This window comes from Pseudomonas sp. Tri1, from assembly GCF_017968885.1.
In the GTDB taxonomy this organism is placed as follows: Bacteria; Pseudomonadota; Gammaproteobacteria; order Pseudomonadales; family Pseudomonadaceae; genus Aquipseudomonas.
In genome coordinates, this window is record NZ_CP072913.1 from 4,701,424 (window position 1) to 4,720,877 (window position 19,454).

Consider the following 19,454-nt stretch of genomic DNA (forward strand, 5'->3'; position numbering starts at 1 on the left):
TCAGCTGCCTTGCGCAGCCTTGGCGGCTTGCAGCTGTCGAGCCTGTTCGGTCAGAAGGGCCTTTTCCTCGGGACTCATCGCGTCCATGCGCAGGCGCACCTGGGCGATTTTTTCCAGCTGCCCCGGGCTGCTCTCCAGCGCCCGCAAGGCCAGGGCCAACGACGCCACGGTCGGATGATCGAAGACCAGCCCCGGATGAATGTCGCACTGCAACAACTTGCGAATACCGGCCACCAACTTGATCACCAGCAACGAATGCCCACCGGCGGCGAAGAAATCGCGGTCGATGCCCAATCGCTGCAACCCAAGCAATTGCGCCATGCGCGCGGCGAGCAGTTGCTCCAGCGCATCGCGCGGTGCAGCATCCTGGTCATCCGCCGCCGCCCCCGCTAACTGTTGCAACGCCTTGCGATCGATCTTGCCATTGGCCAGACGAGGGAACTGTTCGATCAGTTGCAGGTGCTGCGGCACCATCACACTGGGCAGGCGCGCGCTCAGCTCAGCGTGCACGGTGTCCGGCAAGCCCGCTGACAAACCCTGCTGTGCCACGACAAAGGCCAACAGGCCCTGCTCGGCCGACGCCGCCGGCAACACCAGTGCTTCGGCCACCTGCGGCAGGCGTAGAAGCTCGGCCTCGATCTCTGCCAGTTCAATGCGGAACCCACGCACCTTGACCTGCTGATCACGCCGACCGTGCAACTGGATCGCCCCGTCCGCGCGATAACGTGCCAGGTCGCCGCTGCGATACAAACGCTGCGCCGGATCGAACGGACTCTGGATGAACGCCTGCTCATCGGCCTCGGCATTCAGATAGCCCCGGCACAACTGCGCACCGCCCAGGTACACCTCGCCCAGCACGCCCACCGGCGCCAAGCGCAGATCGGCATCCAGCACGTAGACCTGGTTGTTACCCAGCACCTGGGTCAGCGCCGAACAATCGTCGGCAGCGCCGTGCAGTGACAACGGATGAATCATCACCCCGACCGTGGTTTCGGTCGGCCCGTAGTGGTTGAACACTCGGCAATCACTGCGCAATCGGGCGATGCGCTCGATCAACGCCGCAGGGATCGGCTCGCCACCCAGCACCAGAGTATGCGGCAGTATCGCCCGCTCACTGTCGAGCAGCGCCGCGAGGTGCGACGGCACGATCTTCAGGCAGTCGATCCGTTGCTGTTGCAGGTACCTGGCGAACAATTCGCCGTCCTGCATCTGTTCATCGCTGGCCACATGCAGGGTCGCGCCATTGAACAACGCGCCAAACAACGTCGTGTTACCCAGGTCCGCCGCCACGGTGGAACTGAAACCGACGTTTTTGCACTGGGCAAGGCCCAGTGCCTGGCTGGCTCGGGTGGTGTAGTTGAGCAATTGCCGATGCTCGATCACCACACCTTTGGGCACACCGGTGGAGCCTGACGTAAACAATACATAAGCGATGTCGTTGCCTTGGGTGGCGAGCGCTGGCAATGGCGCCGACGACTGACTCAACTGCGCCGCTGTCAGGGCTTTATACGGCTGGTCCTGCCAGGCCGGCAGATGCGCCGCATCAGTCAGCAACAGTGCCGCGCCGGCCTGTTCCAGCATCAACGCCTGGCGCGCCTGGGGCCACTGCACATCCAGTGGCAGGTACGCCGCCCCCAAACGCCAGCTCGCCAGCATTGCAATCACCAGCTCCGCCGAGCGCGGCAATGCCAGCGCGACAATCGAACCGGCGCCCACGCCTTGGTGCTTGAGCCCCAACGCCGCGTTATCGACCCGAGCCTGCAACTGACCGTAACTCAATTGTAGATGGGCGTCGGTCAGGGCGATGGCATCCGGTGTATGCAGCGCCAGATCGGCGATGCGCTGCGGCAGATAACGGCCATCCGCCAAAGCCTGCATCGGCGGGTTGATCGCCAATAAGCGCCGCTCCTGAGCGTGACTGAGCAGGCTGAGCTGCGCGAGTGCACGGTGGGGCGCGGCCAGGATCGAGGCCAACAGCACGCCGTACTGTTCCAGCACGGTATTGGCCACGGCTGGTGAATAACGCGAACTGGCGTAATGCAGATTGAGCGTGGCGTGGCGCTCGTTCAATTGAACCTGCAACAGCAACTCGAACGGATCTGCCGGTACAAACACGGACTCTGCGGGCGCCCAGTGCAGACCGCCACTGTTCCCGCTGGCGCTCGCCTGCCCCAGCGTAAAGCCGTAGGCCGGGCGCGCCGCGTCCGGCGCCAGCTCCGGTGCCCAGTATTCCTGCCAGGTGCGATGGGCTTCGAGGCGCGCCGCCAGCTCGTCCAACCACTCGCTGAACGACGCGGTGGCAGGCAACGAAACGCACAGCGGCAGGGTTTTCTCGAACACACCCACGGCATTGGCGAAGTATTCATAGTCGTCGCGACAGTCATGGCGCACACCGACCAAGACCTGCTCAAGCCCACTCAACCGTCCCAGCAACACCCACCAGGCGCCTTGCAGTACAGTGGCCAACGACTGGCCAAGCTGCTCGGCCAGGTTGTGCAAAGCCTCGCGTTGAGCCGGCTCCAGGCTCAGCGATACGTGGCTGTCGGCGGCACCTGTCTCACCGATGGTGCTGCGCGCCGCCAGCCATGGCGTGGCGATGTCTGCCTGCATCCCTTGCAAGTGTTGCTGCCAGTAAGCTCGTGCGCTGGCGGCGTCTTCATCCAGCACCACTTCACTGCGCCATTCCAGGTACTGGGCAAACTCACCCGGTGCTTCGTCTTCCTCTGCCTGAACCCCGGCGTAGGTTTGCTGGATGTGTTCAAGCAGCAGATTCAGCGACTGCGCATCGGCACTGGAGCGGGCGATGCCCAGCACCAATTGCCATTGCCGCGGCGCCAGGCGATACAGCACGGCCTGGACGCTTTCCGATTCGCCGAGCACAAAAGCGCGGTCCATCGATTCCCTGACCTGCGCACGGACGGCCTCAGCCCGTTGCTCGCCGGCCTGTACCGTCAGCGGGAAGCGAGTGGCACCGGCGGCGGCCTGACGCAAACCATGGAAACCGGCGACTTTGCCCAGCCGCGCCAGCAGCATCGGCTGCTGTGCCAGTAGCGTATCGAACGCCACCTGCAAGCGCTGCGGGTCGAGATCGCCGTCAATGACCACCTCCAGCCAGCGCAAGGCCTGGCCACAGGTCGCCGTGCCGGGCAGTTGCTCGAGCAGCCTTTGTTGCTCGGGTGTCAGGGCGAAACCCGGGTTGTGCGCGTCCATCGTGACCTCGTTCATGCTCCGGCTTCCTCGGTATTGAGTGCGCCCTGGGCGGTTTGCCCGGCGGCCGACGGACGCTCAAGGCTGCTGCGTTCGTACATGTCGCCCATGGCGACCACGATCTTGCGTGGCCCCTCGAACGGATCGCGGGCATGGGCCACCAGCATGTTGTCGAGCAGGATCACATCGCCTTTCTGCCAGTCGAAACGCACCGCGCAGGCTTCGTACAACTCACCGATGCGCGCCATCACCTCATCTTCAATCGGTGTGCCGTCGCCGTAATACACATGCCGGGGCATGCGCTCCAGGCCGAACATCGACAGCAGGTCTTGCCGCACGTCCGGGTCCAACCAATAGATGTGATGCAATTGCACCTGATTGAAGAACGACTTCTCTCCGGTGATCGGGTGGGTGATGATCGCCGGCCCCGGCGTGCGGGTCTGCAACTCGTCGTTATCGAGCCAGCGCCATTGGATGCCACCGGCCCGGCAGCGGGCCTCCACTTGAAGGCGGTCTTCGGTCTTGAAAAAGTGCTGCCACGACACATCGAGTTTGTCGGTAAAGGTGCGCACGTAGAGCAGGCCTTTGTCTTCGAACTTCTCACGAAGGTCGGCCGGCAACCGTTCATACATCAAGCGGCAATCCACCACCGGGGTCGCCCCGCCCACAGGCGCGGCTTGCTCGCAATAGAACATCTGCTTGCGCGGCCAGCGGTCCTGATGGGAGCTCTCGTTGTGGAACAGAATCATCTTGCGCTCGGGATACGGCGTGGAACGGTAGGTGTTCTTGCCCCCCTCCTTCTTCGGCAGGTCGCCGTACTGACCATAAAGCCCTGGCTGTACCGCTTCGGCGAACGCTTCAAAACCCTGAATGCCGTCCAGCTCGAAACCGCGAAAGAGAATACCGGCGTGCTCAGCGAGCTTTTGCTCGATCAATGGCCGGTTCTGCTGGATCCACTCGATGACATCCAGATGGGGCTCACCCGGTTCCAGCATCAAGGGAAAACGTTGCGGTGCAGCCACCAGTGATTCACGCACCCGCGCCGCACGAGGCTTGGCGAGCGGTGTCACGGAACGCTTGAGAAACTTGCCCAGTTTGTCGGCCTTGGGCCCTGGGACGGTGGCAGGCGTGACGGCTGCCGCCAAGTGGTCGACTGGCATGCTGATAGCTCCCAATTGAATGTCCTGATCAGCGACGATCTGTTCCAACAGGGCTGTCCAGGCCTGAATCAGGTGCTGAATGCGCTCATGTCCGAACAAGGTTGTGGCGAATTGCCAATTGCCGCGCAATTGCCCTTCTTCTTCGTCAACGAACAACGCCATGTCGAATTTAGAATGGGTCTCCAGCGCCGGCAGGAACTCCATGTTCAACCCCGCCATGGACCGAGGGCGCACCGGTACGTTGTTCATCACGAACAGCACCTGCAGCAGTGGGTTCATCCCCTTGTGTCGCGCTACCCCCGAGGCGTCGACGATCTGGTCGAACGGCAGGTCCTGATGCTCCAGCGCGTCGAGCAGGTTGTCCTGGGTTTGCGCCAGGAAGCTGGCGAACGTGGCCTCGGCGTCCAGGCGCGAACGCAGGGGCAGCACGTTGACGAAGAAACCGATCAGCCGCTCCAGCGCCGGCTGTTCACGACCGGCCACGTCAGCGCCGACCACCAGGTCTTGCGCCTCGCTCACTCGATGCAACAACACTTGGAAAGCCGCCAGCAGCGTGCTGTACAGCGTGACCCCGGCCTCGCTGGATAACCGCCGCAATGCCTCGGTCAAACTGCTGGAAAGCTGGAACTGCAACGCATCGCCGTCATAGGACGCGGTCTGGCCCCGAGGGCTGTCCAACGGCAGGTTCAGACGCCCTTCGTAACCGCTGAGGCGGCGTTTCCAGTACTCGGCCTGACGCGCCAGAACACCCTGCTCTTCCAGCGCCTGTTGCCACAGCGCGAAGTCTTGGTACTGGACCTCCAGGGGTGCAAGCGGCATCGGTTTACCGGCGAGCGATGCCTCGTAGACCTGCACCAGTTCGTCGATCAACAGCCCCATCGACCAGCCATCGAAGATGATGTGGTGCATGGCGTACAACAACACATGTTCGTTCGGCCCCAGGCGCAGGATTCGCCCGCGTAACAGCGGTGCCTGCTCCAGGTCGATAGGCGTGCGAGCGTTCTCCAGCGTCGCCTGAACCACCTGCTCCTGCTGGGCAGCGGGCGAGAGGTCGGACAGATCGATCAGCGGGAAGTCCAGTTGCACCTTATCGGCAATCAACGCCAGCGGATCGCCTTCATCGTCCTGGACATATGCAGTACGGAGCACGTCATGGCGGCGCACCACTTCGGCGAAGCTGCTCATCAGGTGTTCCACCGACAACCCACCGCACAGGCGCAGCGCCATGGGCATGCCATAGGCCGACGTGCCACCGGACAATTGTTCGGCGATCCATAAACGCCGTTGCACCAACGACAGCGGTGCCGAGCGCCGCGGCCCATGAGCCTTGAGCTGAAACTTGCGGGAATCGCCCGCCCGGCCCGGTCCTTCGGCGGTGCCGGCCATCAGGACCGCCAGCGCCTTGAGCTGCGGATGATTGAACAGGTCACGCAAACTCAACGGATAACCCGTCAACTGGCGCAAGCGTGAAACGGCCTGGGTAGCCAACAACGAGTGGCCGCCGCGTTCGAAGAAATGGTCGTTGCGCCCGACCTGCTCCAGCTCCAGCACCTCTTGCCAGACACCGGCAATCTGTTGCTCCAGCGCCCCTTCGGGCGCCACGAAGCCTTGCTGCGGCTGGCTGGCATCGAAGCGAGGCAGCGCCTTGCGCTCCAGTTTGCCGTTAGGGCTCACCGGCATGCGTTCGAGCAATACCCAATGCTGCGGGACCATGTAGTCCGGCAGATGCTGGCTCAAGTGGGCCTTCAATGCCTGCTCGAATTCCTGGCCGACGTTGCCATCAGCGTTCAACAACGCCTGGGAGTGCGGCACCACATAGCCCACCAGCAGCGTGCCGTCCTGAGCGATCACCACGCTTTCGCGGACTTCGGCATGCTCGGCCAGGCGCGCCTCGATTTCACCCAGTTCGATGCGCAGGCCACGGATTTTCACCTGATGGTCCATGCGCCCGGCGTACTCGATGACGCCGTCGGCACGGTAGCGCGCCAAGTCGCCAGTACGGTACAGGCGCGCGCCGTCACCGAATGGGCTGGTGACGAAGCGCTCGGCCGTCAGCGCCGGGCGAGCATGGTAGCCGCGAGCCAGGCCTTCACCGCCCAGGTACAACTCGCCCGTCACGCCCACCGGCAACGGCGACAGGTTGTGGTCGAGGATAAACGTACTCAGGTTAGCAATCGGCTGACCGATCGGCACCGCGTCGCGGCCCTCGTCCACACAGGTCCAATGGGTCACATCGATGGCCGCTTCGGTAGGGCCGTACAGGTTGTACAGGCCGGCCGCCGGCAACTTGGCGAACACCTGCAATTGGGCATCCACCGGCAAGGCTTCACCGCTGCAAATGATTCGCGTCAGGCTCTGGCAATCGCCGACTGCGGGGGCTTGCATGAAGACCTGCAACATCGAAGGCACGAAGTGCAAGGTGGTGATCTGCTGCGTGGTGATCAGCTCGATCAGTTGCTCCGGATCACGATGGGCACCCGGTGGCGCCATCACCAGGGTCGAACCGGTCAGCAACGGCCAGAAAAACTCCCAGACCGACACATCGAAACTGAACGGTGTTTTTTGCAGCACACGGTCGCTCGCGTCCAGCCGATAGGCGTCCTGCATCCAGCACAAACGGTTGACCAAGGCCGAATGCCGGTTGCCCGCACCCTTGGGTTTGCCGGTGGAGCCCGACGTGTAGATCACGTAGGCGAGGTTTTCACCATCGACCACGACCGACGGATTGGCCTCGCTGTGGCCGGCCAGCCAGTCACCCGGCTGATCCAGCACCAAGCTGCGCAAGCCCACCGGCAGTGGCAATTGTTCCAGCAAGTGGCGCTGGGTCAGCAACAAGCCAATGCCGCTGTCTTCGAACATGTAGGCCAGGCGATCCTGTGGGTATTCGGGGTCCAGCGGCACGTAGGCGCCACCGGCCTTGAGGATCGCCAGCAGGCCGACGACCATTTCCACCGAACGCTCCGCGGCGATGCCCACCAGCACATCCGGCCCGACGCCCTGCTCCATCAGCACATGGGCCAGTTGGTTGGCCTGGGCATTGAGGGCCGCATAGCTCAGCCGTTGCCCGGCACATACCAGGGCACACGCATCAGGCGTCTTGGCCACCTGCGCTTCAATCAGTCGCTGCACACTGCAATCGAGCGGGTACGGCGTCGCGGTGGCGTTCCAAGCCTGCTGAACCTGTTGCTGTCCGGCATCGAGCAACGACAGTTGCCCCACCGAGCGCTCGCCGCCGAGCACCATCTGCTCCAGGAGATAACGCAGGGACTGGCCGATACCGGCAATGTCGTCCGGCGCGAAGCTGGCGTGGCTGTAACTCAAGAGCAACGACAGCGTGTCACCCAGATTCACCGCCAGGGTCAGTGGATAGTTGGTTTGTTCGTGATTGGCTACATCGCCGAAGCGCAACGTGTCCGGGGCGCCCTGCTGCAACGCCTGGGACACCGGATAGTTCTCGAACACCAGCAACGTGTCGAACAGCGCCGCACCGCCCTGCCCGGCCCAGCGCTGGATGTCGAACAGCGGCGTGTGTTCGTGCTCGCGCAGGCTCAGGTTGCGTCCCTGGACCTCTTGCAACCATTGGCCGATGCGCTGCTCCGCCTGCGGGCTGCCAACCAGCGGCAAAGTGTTGATGAACAGGCCGATCTGTTGCTCGACGCCGGGGATATGCGCCGGACGTCCAGCCACCGTGGCGCCAAAGGCAACCACCGACTGCCCGGTACAACGTTGCAGCAACAACTGCCAGGCCGCTTGCACCAGCGTGTTGACCGTCACTTTCTGCTCACGGGCAAAGGCATGCAGCCGCGCCGTGGCATGGCTATCGAGCACCAGCTCGTGTTCGCCGTGGCCGTCGGTTGCCTCGCCGCGATGATCCCGGGCAAAGGCCCCGGCAAGGTGGGTCGGCTCGTCCAGTTCGGCCAACTGTGCCGTCCAGAATTGCTCGCTGGCCTGTGGGTCCTGGAGCGACAGCCAGTCGATGTAATCCCGGTAGCGTCCGGATGTGCGGACCGGTGCCTGGCCGCTGTAGCGTTGCAATACTTCACCGAGCAACTGCGAATTGCTCCAGCCGTCCATCAGGATGTGATGGCTGGTGTAGATCAGGTGATAGCGCTCCTCCGCCACGCGCACCACCAGCAAGCGCAACAGCGGCGCCGCATCCAGCTCGAAACCCTGCTGGCGCTGCGCCAACGCCAGGGCGTCCAGGTCCAGGGATGGATTCGCTGCGGCGCATCCATCGTGGAACAGGAACGCAACCTCCATCTGCTTGTGTACAACCTGCAGCGCCCGCTTGAAATCGCCCTCCCAGACGAAACTGCTGCGCAGCACTTCATGGGTGTCCATGGCCGCCTGCCAGGCCTGGCGGAAGCGCTCGACGTCCAGCCCTTCGACGTCAACCCGCAGTTGGTTGATGTAGTGACCGGCCTGTTGCTCATACAGCGAATGGAACAGCATGCCCTGCTGCATCGGCGACAATGGGTAGATGTCTTCGACCTGTCGCGGCACCAGCGGCAATGCGTCCAGCTGGGCCTGGTTCAACCCGGCCAGCGGGAAGTCCGACGGTGTGAAGCCCTGATGCCGGGTCTGGCAGCAGTGTTCGATCAAGGCCTGCAATTGCTGAGCGTATTCCTGGGCCAGCCGCTGAATGGTCGACTCATCGAACATTTGCCGGCTGAAGGTCCAGTCGATGCTCAACTCGCCCGCATAGACGCTGCCGTTGAGCGTCAGCCAGTTGTCCAGCGGCGCCAGCGGGCTCTGTGGCGTGCCCGCCGGCTCGCTGGCCGGGATAAACAGCCCGTTGGCGGCATCGCTAAATCCGCTGTCGAACTGCCCCAGGTAGTTAAAGGTGATGCGTGGCATGGGCAACGCCGCGAGGGTGCGGCGTGTCTGCGCATCGCCCAGGTAGCGCAGCACACCGAAGCCGAGCCCTTTATCGGGTATTGCGCGCAGTTGCTCCTTGATCGCCTTGAGCGAATCTTCAAGGGTCGCGGCCGGGGTCAAGCGCACCGGGAACAGACTGGTGAACCAACCGACGCTGCGGCTCAGGTCCAAATCCAGTTCCAGGCCATCGAACAGCGCCTCACGGCCATGGCCCTCCAGTTGAATCAAGGTCGAGGCCTCGCCGGTCCAACGACTGATCACCCGCGCCAGCGCCGTCAACAGCAGATCGTTGACCTGGGTGCGGTAGGCCGCCGGCGCTTGCTGCAAGAGTCGTTGGGTCTGGTGCTTGTCCAGGCGCGTCTGCACCTGCACCTCGTGACACCTGCGCAATTCACCCTCAGGCCGGTCACAGGGCAAATCGTTGCGAGCGCCCTCAAGCTGCCCTTGCCAATAAGCCATCTGCGCCTGTAGCGCCGCGCTGCCGGCATGGGTTTTCAAGCGTTGCGCCCAGGCCTGGGTGGCACTGGTCTTGGCCGGCAGTTTCGGGGCCTGGCCAGCTTGCAGTTGTGCATAAGCCTGTTGCAGGTCTTCCAGCAAAATCCGCCAGGACACACCGTCCACCACCAGGTGATGAATCACCAGCAACAGCCGTTGGCTGCCATCGGCCAGGCTTGCCAATACCCCACGCAACAAGGCGCCGCTTTCCAGTTCCAGGCTACGCTGGGCTTGTTCGGCCAAGCGCTCCAGCGCCGGGGCATCGGCCACCTCGGCGGTCCACAACAGCGGTGAGCGCTGCCAAACCGCTTCTTGCTCTGTGAGGGTTTGATGGCGGGCGGTCCAGGCGTCGTTCTCGCGCACGAAGGCCAGGCGCAAGGCATCGTGGTGGGTCACCACGGCCTGCAACGCCTGCTCCAGATGCCCGGCGTGGACCGGTCGCAGCCCCTTGAGCAGCACCGACTGGTTCCAGTGATGGGGCTCGGCCATGTCCTGTTCGAAAAACAATTGCTGGAACGGCAGCAACAGCGCATTCCCCGTCACCGGGCCTTGGTCAATGCCCGGAGCGCTGTCCCCCAGGGTTGCCACGCTGGCGAGTCCCTGGACGGTCTGGTGGACGAACAGATCCTTGGGGCTGAAAAGGATCCCGGCCTGCCGGGCCCGACTGACCACCTGGATGGAGATAATCGAATCGCCCCCCAGCTCGAAGAAGTTGTCACTGCCCCCCACTTGCTCGCGACCGAGCACGCTTTGCCAGATAGCGGCCAGGGCCTGTTCGACGGCGGTATTCGGCGCGATATAAGCCTTGGGGCTGGCATTGATATCGGCCCTGGGCAGCGCCTTGCGCTCCAGTTTGCCGTTGGGGCTGACCGGCAGTTTTTCCAGCCACACCCAGTGCTGCGGCACCATGTAGTCGGGCAAGGACTGGCTCAAATGCCCCTTGAGGCGGTTTTGCAACGCCTGGCGAACGGCGTCATCGGCGTTCAGCAGCTCAGCGCCTGCCGGCACCACGTAGGCCACCAGCAAGCTACCGTCCTGAGCGATGACGACGGTTTCGCGCACCTCGTCATGCTCGGCCAGGCGCGCCTCGATTTCACCCAGTTCGATGCGCAGGCCACGGATTTTCACCTGATGGTCCATGCGCCCGGCGTATTCGATCACGCCATCGCTGCGGTAGCGCGCCAGGTCACCGGTGCGATACAGCCGCTGACCGTGACCAAAGGGGCCGGTCACGAAGCGTTCGGCTGTCAGCGCCGCGCGTCGATGGTAACCACGGGCCAGGCCCTCGCCCGCCAGGTACAGCTCGCCAATCACCCCCACCGGCACCGGCGTCAGCTCATCATCGAGAATGTAGGTGCCCAGGTTGGCAATCGGTTGACCAATCGGCACGCTGTCGCGACCTTCCTCGACACAGGTCCAGTGGGTCACGTCGATGGCCGCCTCGGTCGGGCCGTAGAGGTTGTACAGGCCGGCATTCGGCAGTTTGGCGAACACCTGCTGTTGGGCATCCACCGGCAGGGCTTCGCCACTGCAGACGATGCGCTTGAGGCTGGTGCATTCGGCCACCCGAGGGTCTTGCACGAACGCCTGCAACATCGACGGCACGAAGTGCAGCGTGGTGATGCGCTGCGCAGTGATCAACTCGATCAGTTGCGTCGGGTCGCGATGCACGCCCGGCGCGGCCACCACCAGGGTCGAGCCGGTCAGCAGCGGCCAGAAGAACTCCCACACCGACACGTCGAAACTGAACGGCGTTTTTTGCAGCACGCTGTCCGAGGCATCGAGCCGGTAGGCCTGCTGCATCCAGCACAGCCGGTTGACCAGGGCCGAATGACGATTGCCCGCCCCCTTGGGCTTGCCGGTGGAACCGGAGGTGTAGATCACATACGCCAGGTTTTCAGCGTGGACCGCGACGTCCGGATTGCTCTCGCGGCCTGGGTGCGGCCCGGCGTCCGGCAGGTCCAGCACCAGGCTGCGCAGCCCGTCCGGAATCGGCAACTGTTCCAACAGATGCTGCTGGGTCAACAGCAGAGCGATGCCGCTGTCTTCGAACATATAGGCCAGGCGATCCTGTGGATATTCAGGGTCCAGCGGCACATAAGCACCGCCGGCCTTGAGAATCGCCAACAGCCCCAGGACCATTTCCACCGAACGTTCCACGGCGATGCCCACCAGCACATCCGGGCCCACGCCCTGCTCGATCAGTGTGTGCGCCAAGCGATTGGCCCGGGCGTTGAGCTCGGCGTAGCTCAGGCGTTGCTCGCCGAACACCAGCGCCGGGGCATCCGGGGTCCTGCGCACCTGATCTTCGATCAGCCCCTGGACACTGCGATCGAGCGGGTAGGAAACCGTCGTCGCATTCCAGTCGACGAGCATGTGCCGCCGCTCGTCAGCGTCCAGTAACGCCCACTGCGCAACGGGACGATGCAGATCCTGCACCAAGCCTTGCAACAGGTTGAGCCAATGCCGGCCCATGCGCTCGATGGTGGCTGGCTCGAACAGGTCCGTGGCGTAGATCAGCGCGGCGTGCAGGCCTTGTGGGCTGTCAGTGGTCTCCAGGCTCAGGTCGAACTGCGCGGTGCGCTGCTCCCAGCCTAGGGGTTCGACCGTCAGGCCCGGCAAGGCGTTTTCAAAGGTCGAGGCACTCTCGTTGCGATGGTTGAACATGGCCTGGAACAGCGGGCTGTGGCTCAGGTTACGCTGCGGCTGCAAGGCGTCGACCAACTGCTCGAAGGGCAAGTCCTGATGCATCTGCGCCGCCATGGCCGTCTGCTTGAGCTGTTGCAGCAAATCGGCGCCGGTCAGATCGCCATGGAACTCAGCGCGCAGCACCTGGGTGTTGACGAAGAAGCCGATCAGTCGCTCGGTTTCCAGGCGCTGGCGGTTGGCAATCGGCACGCCAACACGGATGTCGGCCTGACCGCTGTAGCGCTGCAACAAGGCCTGGAAAGAGCCGAGCAGCAGCACAAACAGCGTAACGTTTTCCCGTCGGGCCAACGCCTTGAGGGCATCGCTCAGCGCGCGATCAAGAACAATCGGTAAACGCGCGCCCCGCAGGCTCTGCTGCGCCGGGCGCGGATGGTCCGTAGGCAGCGCCAGCAGCGGCTGCTCACCGCCCAGTTGCCCGGTCCAGTAGGCCAATTGACGCTCGCGTTCACCGGCCGCCATCCATTGCCGCTGCCAGACGGCGTAATCCGCGTATTGCACCGCCAGCGCCGGCAACGACGCGGGTTGCCCCAGAGAGAAGGCCGAATACAGACTCATCAGGTCGTCGACCATCACCTGCAACGACCAGGCATCGGACACGATGTGATGCAGGGTCAGTACCAGAATGTGCTCCTGCTCGGCCAACTCCAGCAACGCCACGCGCAACAGCGCATCGTTCAGGAGGTCGAACGGGGCCTGCATCTGCTGCTCGATGAATGCCTGGACACCGGCCTCATCCTCGCCAGCCAGGCAGCGTTCGACGAAGTCGACCTGCCCTTGCGCACGGATCACCTGGCAGGTGCCGCCATCGTTCTCCACGAACAGGGTGCGCAAGCTCTCATGACGCGCCACCAATGCTTCAAAACTGCGGCGCAGGGCGATTTTGTCCAGCGCCCCGCGCAGCCGCAACGCGGTGGGAATGTTGTAGGCGGCGCTGTCGGGGTCCATTTTCCACAGGAACCACTGGCGCTCCTGGGCAAACGACAGCGGCAGCGGCTGGTCACGGCGCACCGGCACCATCGCCAACGGTCGTTCAGCTTGGCCCAGGTCAAAGGCAGCGACGAAATCACGCAACGTGCCGTGCTCGAACAGGCTGCGCAGCGGCACCTCGATCCCCAGTGTCCGACGGATTCGCGAGACCACCTGGGTGACCAACAGCGAGTGCCCGCCCAATTCGAAAAAGTTGTCTTCCAGCCCTACCCGTTCGAGCTTGAGCACTTCCTGCCAAATCGCTGCCACCTGTTGCTCATGCTGACTGCGCGGTGCCACGTAAGCCTGTTGCAAATCACCGGCGTCGGGGGCCGGCAGCGCCTTGCGATCGACCTTGCCGTTGGGCGTCAATGGCAGTTGTGCCAGCAACAGCAAGTGCGCCGGGACCATGTACTCGGGCAATTGCGCCTTGAGCGCAGCTTTGAGCGAAGCGCGTAACGCAGACTCGTCCGCTATTTCACCGGTCGCCGGCACCACGTAACCCACCAGTTGCGCACCGGTCGGGCCTTCATGGGCCACCACCACGGTTTCACGCACGCTGTCCTGGGCCAGCAGCGCCGCTTCGATTTCCCCCAGCTCGATGCGCAAGCCGCGGATCTTGACCTGATGGTCGATGCGGCCGATGTACTCGACCACGCCTTCGGCCCGATAGCGAGTCAGGTCGCCGGTGCGGTACAGCCGCTCGCCGGTGGTGGAGAACGGGTCCGGCACAAAACGTTCGGCGGTCAGGGCCGGGCGCTGGAAGTAACCGCGCGCCAGGCCATCGCCACCGATCAGCAGTTCACCCGGCGCGCCGGGCGGGTTGAGCGTCAGGTCGCTGCCGACGACGTACAACGCGGTGTTGTCCAGGGGCTTGCCGAGGTACGGACGGCTGCTTTCGCGGTTCAAAGGATGCAGCGCCGACCAGATCGTGGTTTCGGTCGGACCGTAGAGGTTCCAGACCTTCGGCGACAGCGCCAGCAGTCGTTGCGCCAACTCTTGGGGCAATGCCTCGCCGCCACACAGGAAAGTGCGCCCGGTCAGCAGCGCAGAGTGCTCATGATCCAACAGCATGCGCCAGCTCGAGGGCGTGGCTTGCAGCACGCTCACGTCGTGACGCTCGATCAGCGCCAGCACCGCTTGCGGATCCTGGTGGACGTTCTGGCCGGTCAGCACCACGCTGGCCCCCGCCGACAGGGGCCCGTAGATCTCCAGGCCAAAAATATCGAAGGAAAACGTCGTCAGCGACAGCATGCGATCACTGGCCGCCAGGCCGGGTTGGGCGATCATGCTGGTGACGAAATTGCTCAGCGCGCCATGGCGCACCATCACGCCCTTGGGTCTGCCGGTGGAACCGGAGGTGTAGATCACGTAGGCCAGGTGTTCGGCGCTCAACGGCACCACCGGACAGGTGCGCGGTGCGTCTTGCAACGCGGCGTCGGGCCGGTCCAGCAACAGGGTTTTCAGGGTTGCCGGAATCGGTAATACCGCCTGCAAACGGGCCTGGGTCAGCAGCAGTTCGATGCCGCTGTCCTCGATCATGTAGGCCAGGCGATCCTCGGGGTACGCCGGGTCCAGCGGCACGTAGGCGCCGCCGGACTTGAGGATCGCCAGCAGGCCGACAATCATCTCGACGCTACGCTCCACGGCGATGCCCACGCGCTGGTCAGGCGTCACGCCCAAGGCAAGCAAACGGTGGGCTAGCTGGTTGGCGCGCGCGTCCAGTTGCCCGTAGGTCAGGGCCTGTCCATCGATGGTCAGCGCCAATGCATCGGGGTGAATGCGGGCCTGTTCGGCGATGCGCTGGTGTACACACGCCACCGGGCCATGATCAACCTCACGTCGCCAGTCCTGCTGCGTCAGACGCTGCTGGGCGGCATCGAGCAATGGCAACTCGCCGATCCGTTGCTGCGGCGCCTCGACGATACCTTGCAGCAGGTTCTGCCAGTGATGGGCCAGGCGTTCGATGGTTTGCGGCTTGAACAGGTCGGTGGCGTAGGTCAGTTCCGCGGCGAGGCCCTGCTCGGTTTCATAAGTGCCCAGGGTCAAGTCGAACTGGGCGGTGCGCCCTTCCCACACCAGGTCTTCGATGCCCATCTGCGGCAAGTGCATCTGCCGGGCCTGGGCAGCACCCGAGGTCTGATGGTTGAACATGACCTGGAAAATCGGGCTGTGGCTGAGGCTGCGCTCTGGTTGCAGGGCCTGGATCAACTGCTCGAACGGCAAATCCTGATGCGCCTGGGCCGCCATGGCCGACTGTTTGACCTGATCGAGCAAGCGTTCGAACGGCAGTTGCCCATCGACATGGGCGTTGAGCACCTGGGTGTTGACGAAAAAGCCGATCAGGCCCTCGGTCTCGACCCGGTTGCGGTTGGCCACCGGCACGCCGACGCGGATCTGCGGCTGGCCGCTGTAGCGGTGCAACAAAGCCTGGAACGAGGCCAGCAACACCATGAACAGGCTGGCCCCTTGGCGCTGGGCCAGTTGCTTGAGCGCTGCCGCCAATTGCGGCGGCAGGCTCAAGTCCAGCCGTGCACCGCGAAAACTTTGCACGGGCGGGCGCGGATGATCGAACGGCAACTCCAGCACCGGCTGTTCGCCACCCAAAGTCTGGAGCCAATAGGCCAACTGGCGCTCACGCTCACCGGCCTCGAGCCAGTGGCGCTGCCAGATCGCATAGTCGGCGTATTGCACCGTCAATTCCGGCAACGCCAGCGACTCGCCGGCCGCGTCAGCGGCGTAGTGGCGGACCAGCTCATCCACCAGCACCTGCATCGACCAGCCATCGGCAATGATGTGGTGCTGGATCAGCACCAGCACGTGATCGTCCTCGGCGATTTTCAACAACGAAACCCGCAGCAGCGGCCCTTGGCGCAGATCGAACGGGTGGGCGATTTCGCGCTCGACAAAAGCCTTGATGCTGTCGTCCTGGCTGATCGGCGAACCGGCGGGCAACGCCTCGACCGCAATGCACAAAGGCATTTGCGAGTGGATGACCTGCACGGCTTGTTCACCGCGCTCGATGAAGGTGGTGCGCAAGCTCTCGTGGCGCTCGACCAGGGCGTTGAAGCTGCGCTCCAGGGCCGGCACGTCCAACTGCCCTTTGAGGCGCAGGGCACTCGGAATGTGATAAGCCGAGCTGTGCGGATCCATCTGCCAGAGGAACCACTGGCGTTCCTGGGCGTAGGAAAGCGGGAGGTCTTCGAACCCGCCACGGACCTCGGGAATGGGCAGGTTGGCCGGCGAGACGCCCTCTTCGAGCATCTTCTCCAGGTACAGCCTGCGTTTGTCCAGCGGCAGAGTGATAAAGCGCTTGGCGATCCTCAAAGCAACACTCTTGTCCATCAGACTTCCTCCATTTCATCAAGCAGGGCTTCCAGCTTGTTCAGTTTCTGTTCATTGATTGGCCCGTCCCCGGTGTCCAGTTGCGCGACAAAATCCCTCAGGACGGGGTGCTGGAAAATCAGTTGCGGGGTCAGCGTCAGCCCCAGTTCGAGGGCCAGGCGCGAGACGGCATTGACCGCCAGCAGCGAATGGCCGCCCAGCTCGAAGAAGTGATCGTTCAAGCCCACGCGCTCCACCGTGAGCACCTCGGCCCAGATCGCTGCGACCTGCTGTTCAAGCTCACTGGCCGGCGCGACATAACCGGCCTGCAACAGGCCGCTCTCCACGCCCGGCAGCGCCTTGCGGTCGAGCTTGCCGTTGGGGGTCAGGGGCAGTTGTTCGAGGAACAGCAGGTGCGCCGGAATCATGTAATCGGGCAAATGCTCCCTGAGCCCGGCCTTGAGTTGATCGCGCAGTGTGCGCAACTCTTCAGGGGCATCCAGGTTCAGCGCCGGGGCGACCACGTAGGCCACCAGTTGCTGGCCGCCCGCTGCGTCCTGGGCCAGGACGGCCACTTCACGCACCTCGGCCTGTTGCAGCAGCCGCGCTTCGATTTCCCCCAGCTCGATACGGAAGCCACGGATCTTCACCTGATGGTCGATGCGGCCCCGGTACTCGAGCACGCCATCGGCGCGATAACGGCTCAGGTCACCCGTGCGATAGAGACGTTCGCCATTTGTGGAAAACGGGTTGGGCACGTACTTCTCGGCGGTCATCGCCGCGCGGCCGAGATAGCCACGGGTGATACCCGCGCCGCTCAGGTACAGCTCCGCCGATACGCCTTGGGGCACCGCTTGCAGGTCGGCGTCCAGCAAGTAGCTGGCGGTGTGTTTGAGCGGCCGGCCGATGTTTGCCGTACCGCCAGCAGTGCGGCGGGTCCAGGTGGAATAGGTGGTGTCTTCCGAAGGGCCGTAGAGGTCGTAGACGTGCTCAATCCCGCCTTTCAAATGTGGGAGCGAGCTTGCTCGCGATAGCGACCCTTCGGCTGGCTCCTGTGTGACTGACTCACCGCCATCGCGAGCAAGCTCGCTCCCACAGTACAGGGCGTCCACCAAACTTTGTTTCAAGGGCTCGCCCGCCAGGTTGATGATGCGCACACTGGCCGGAATCTCACCGCTATGCTGCAACGCGGCGATGGCCGAGGGCACGGTGTTGATCAGGCGCACCTGATCCCGGGCCGGCAGTTGCGGCAACTCCAGCGCGTTGCGGGCGATGATCAGCGAGCCGCCGTTGGCCAGGGTCACGAACAGCTCCCACACCGACAGATCGAAGCACACCGACGTCGACGCCAACACGCCCTGGATGTCGTCGCGGCTGTAGACGGACTTGGACCAGTCGATCAGCGCCAGCACGTTGCGATGGGCAATCGCCACGCCCTTTGGCTTGCCGGTGGAACCGGAGGTGTAGATCACGTAGGCGAGGTTGTCTGGGATGACCTGGGTGTGCGGGGCGCTCAGCGGGTAGTGCGTCAAATCGAGCTGATCGAGCATCAACACAGCGGTCTCGGCCGGAACGCTCAGCGTCGTCGCCACGGCTTGTTCAGTCAGCAGCACCCGCGCACGGCTGTCCTCGAGCATGTAGGCCACGCGTTCGGTCGGGTAGTCCGGGTCCAACGGCACGTAGGCGCCACCGGCCTTGAGCACCGCCAGCAAGGCGATCAGCAGCTGCTCGGAGCGCGGCATTGCCACGCCCACTCGCACTTCCGGGCCCACCCCCAGTTCGATGAGTCTATGGGCCAGGCGATTGGCCTGAGCGTCCAGTTCGCGGTAGCTCAGGCGCGTGTTGGCGAAGGTCACCGCCAGGGCCTCTGGCGTGGCTTGAACCTGACGCGCGATCATCTGGTGAATGCACAGCGCTCGCTCGAACGCTGCATCAACCGGGTTCCAGTCATGGGTCAGGCGCTGATGCTCATCGAACTCAAGCATCGACAGCTCACCCAGGCAGCGCTCGCCATCAGTCATCTGCCCCAACAGTTGGGTCAGATGCGCCGCCAGGCGCGCCACGCTGGCGGGCTCGAAACTGGCCCGCTGGTAGCTCATGTGCACTGACAACTGCCGATCCAGGCCCACCAACAGCGTCAACGGGTAGTTGGTCTGCTCCTGGGTGGCCACCGGGCCGAAGCGCAGGCCATCCGGCGCGCCCTGCTCCAGGGCCTGGGCAATCGGGTAGTTCTCGAACACCAACAGGCTGTCGAACAGCGCTTCACCGCCCTGCCCGGCCCAGCGCTGGATGTCCAGCAACGCGGTGTGCTCGAACTCCCGCAGCGCCAGGTTGTGCCCTTGCACCGTTTGCAGCCAACTGTCCAGGGACTGCTCTGCTCGCGGGCTGGCGATCACCGGCAAGGTGTTGATGAACAGACCGATCTGCTGCTCGATACCGGGCAAATCCGCCGGGCGCCCGGCCACCGTTGCGCCGAAGGCCACGGTGTCTTTGCCGGTGTAACGCTGCAACAGCAGCAGCCATGCCGCCTGCACCAAGGTGTTGACGGTGACTTTCGAGGCACGGGCGAAGGCCTCCAGGCGGCGCGTCAGCGTTTCGTCCAACACCTGCTTGTGATCGCCATAACCGCCATCGACCTGCGCCGGCTTCGGCATGACGTCGGCCAGGCGCGTCGGGGTCTCCAGGCGTTGCAGCGCAGGCGTCCAGAACGCTTGG

General features: G+C 63.8%; 3 protein-coding genes (1 of these 3 running past the window's edge). All 3 read right to left on the reverse strand.

From position 1 onward, the window contains the following. Tightly spaced (each overlapping or abutting the next), the 3 genes in view from J9870_RS20205 to J9870_RS20215 form a layout consistent with a single transcriptional unit that may run on beyond the window. On the reverse strand, positions 1-3,225 hold the full coding sequence (locus tag J9870_RS20205) for an amino acid adenylation domain-containing protein (protein WP_210639697.1): 3,225 nt from the start codon (positions 3,223-3,225) through the stop codon (positions 1-3). After that, complete coding sequence (locus J9870_RS20210; RefSeq protein WP_210639698.1) at positions 3,222-16,760, reverse strand: non-ribosomal peptide synthase/polyketide synthase; 13,539 nt, start codon at positions 16,758-16,760, stop codon at positions 3,222-3,224. The genes J9870_RS20205 and J9870_RS20210 overlap by 4 nt, the downstream gene beginning before the upstream one ends. Further along, a protein-coding gene (locus tag J9870_RS20215; protein ID WP_210639699.1) for a non-ribosomal peptide synthase/polyketide synthase crosses the window boundary here: on the reverse strand, positions 16,760-19,454 show its 3' portion. It continues 9,833 nt past the right edge of the window; only the last 2,695 of its 12,528 coding nucleotides appear in the window; the start codon falls outside the window, past its right edge; the stop codon is at positions 16,760-16,762. Before J9870_RS20215 ends, J9870_RS20210 begins: the two co-directional genes overlap by 1 nt.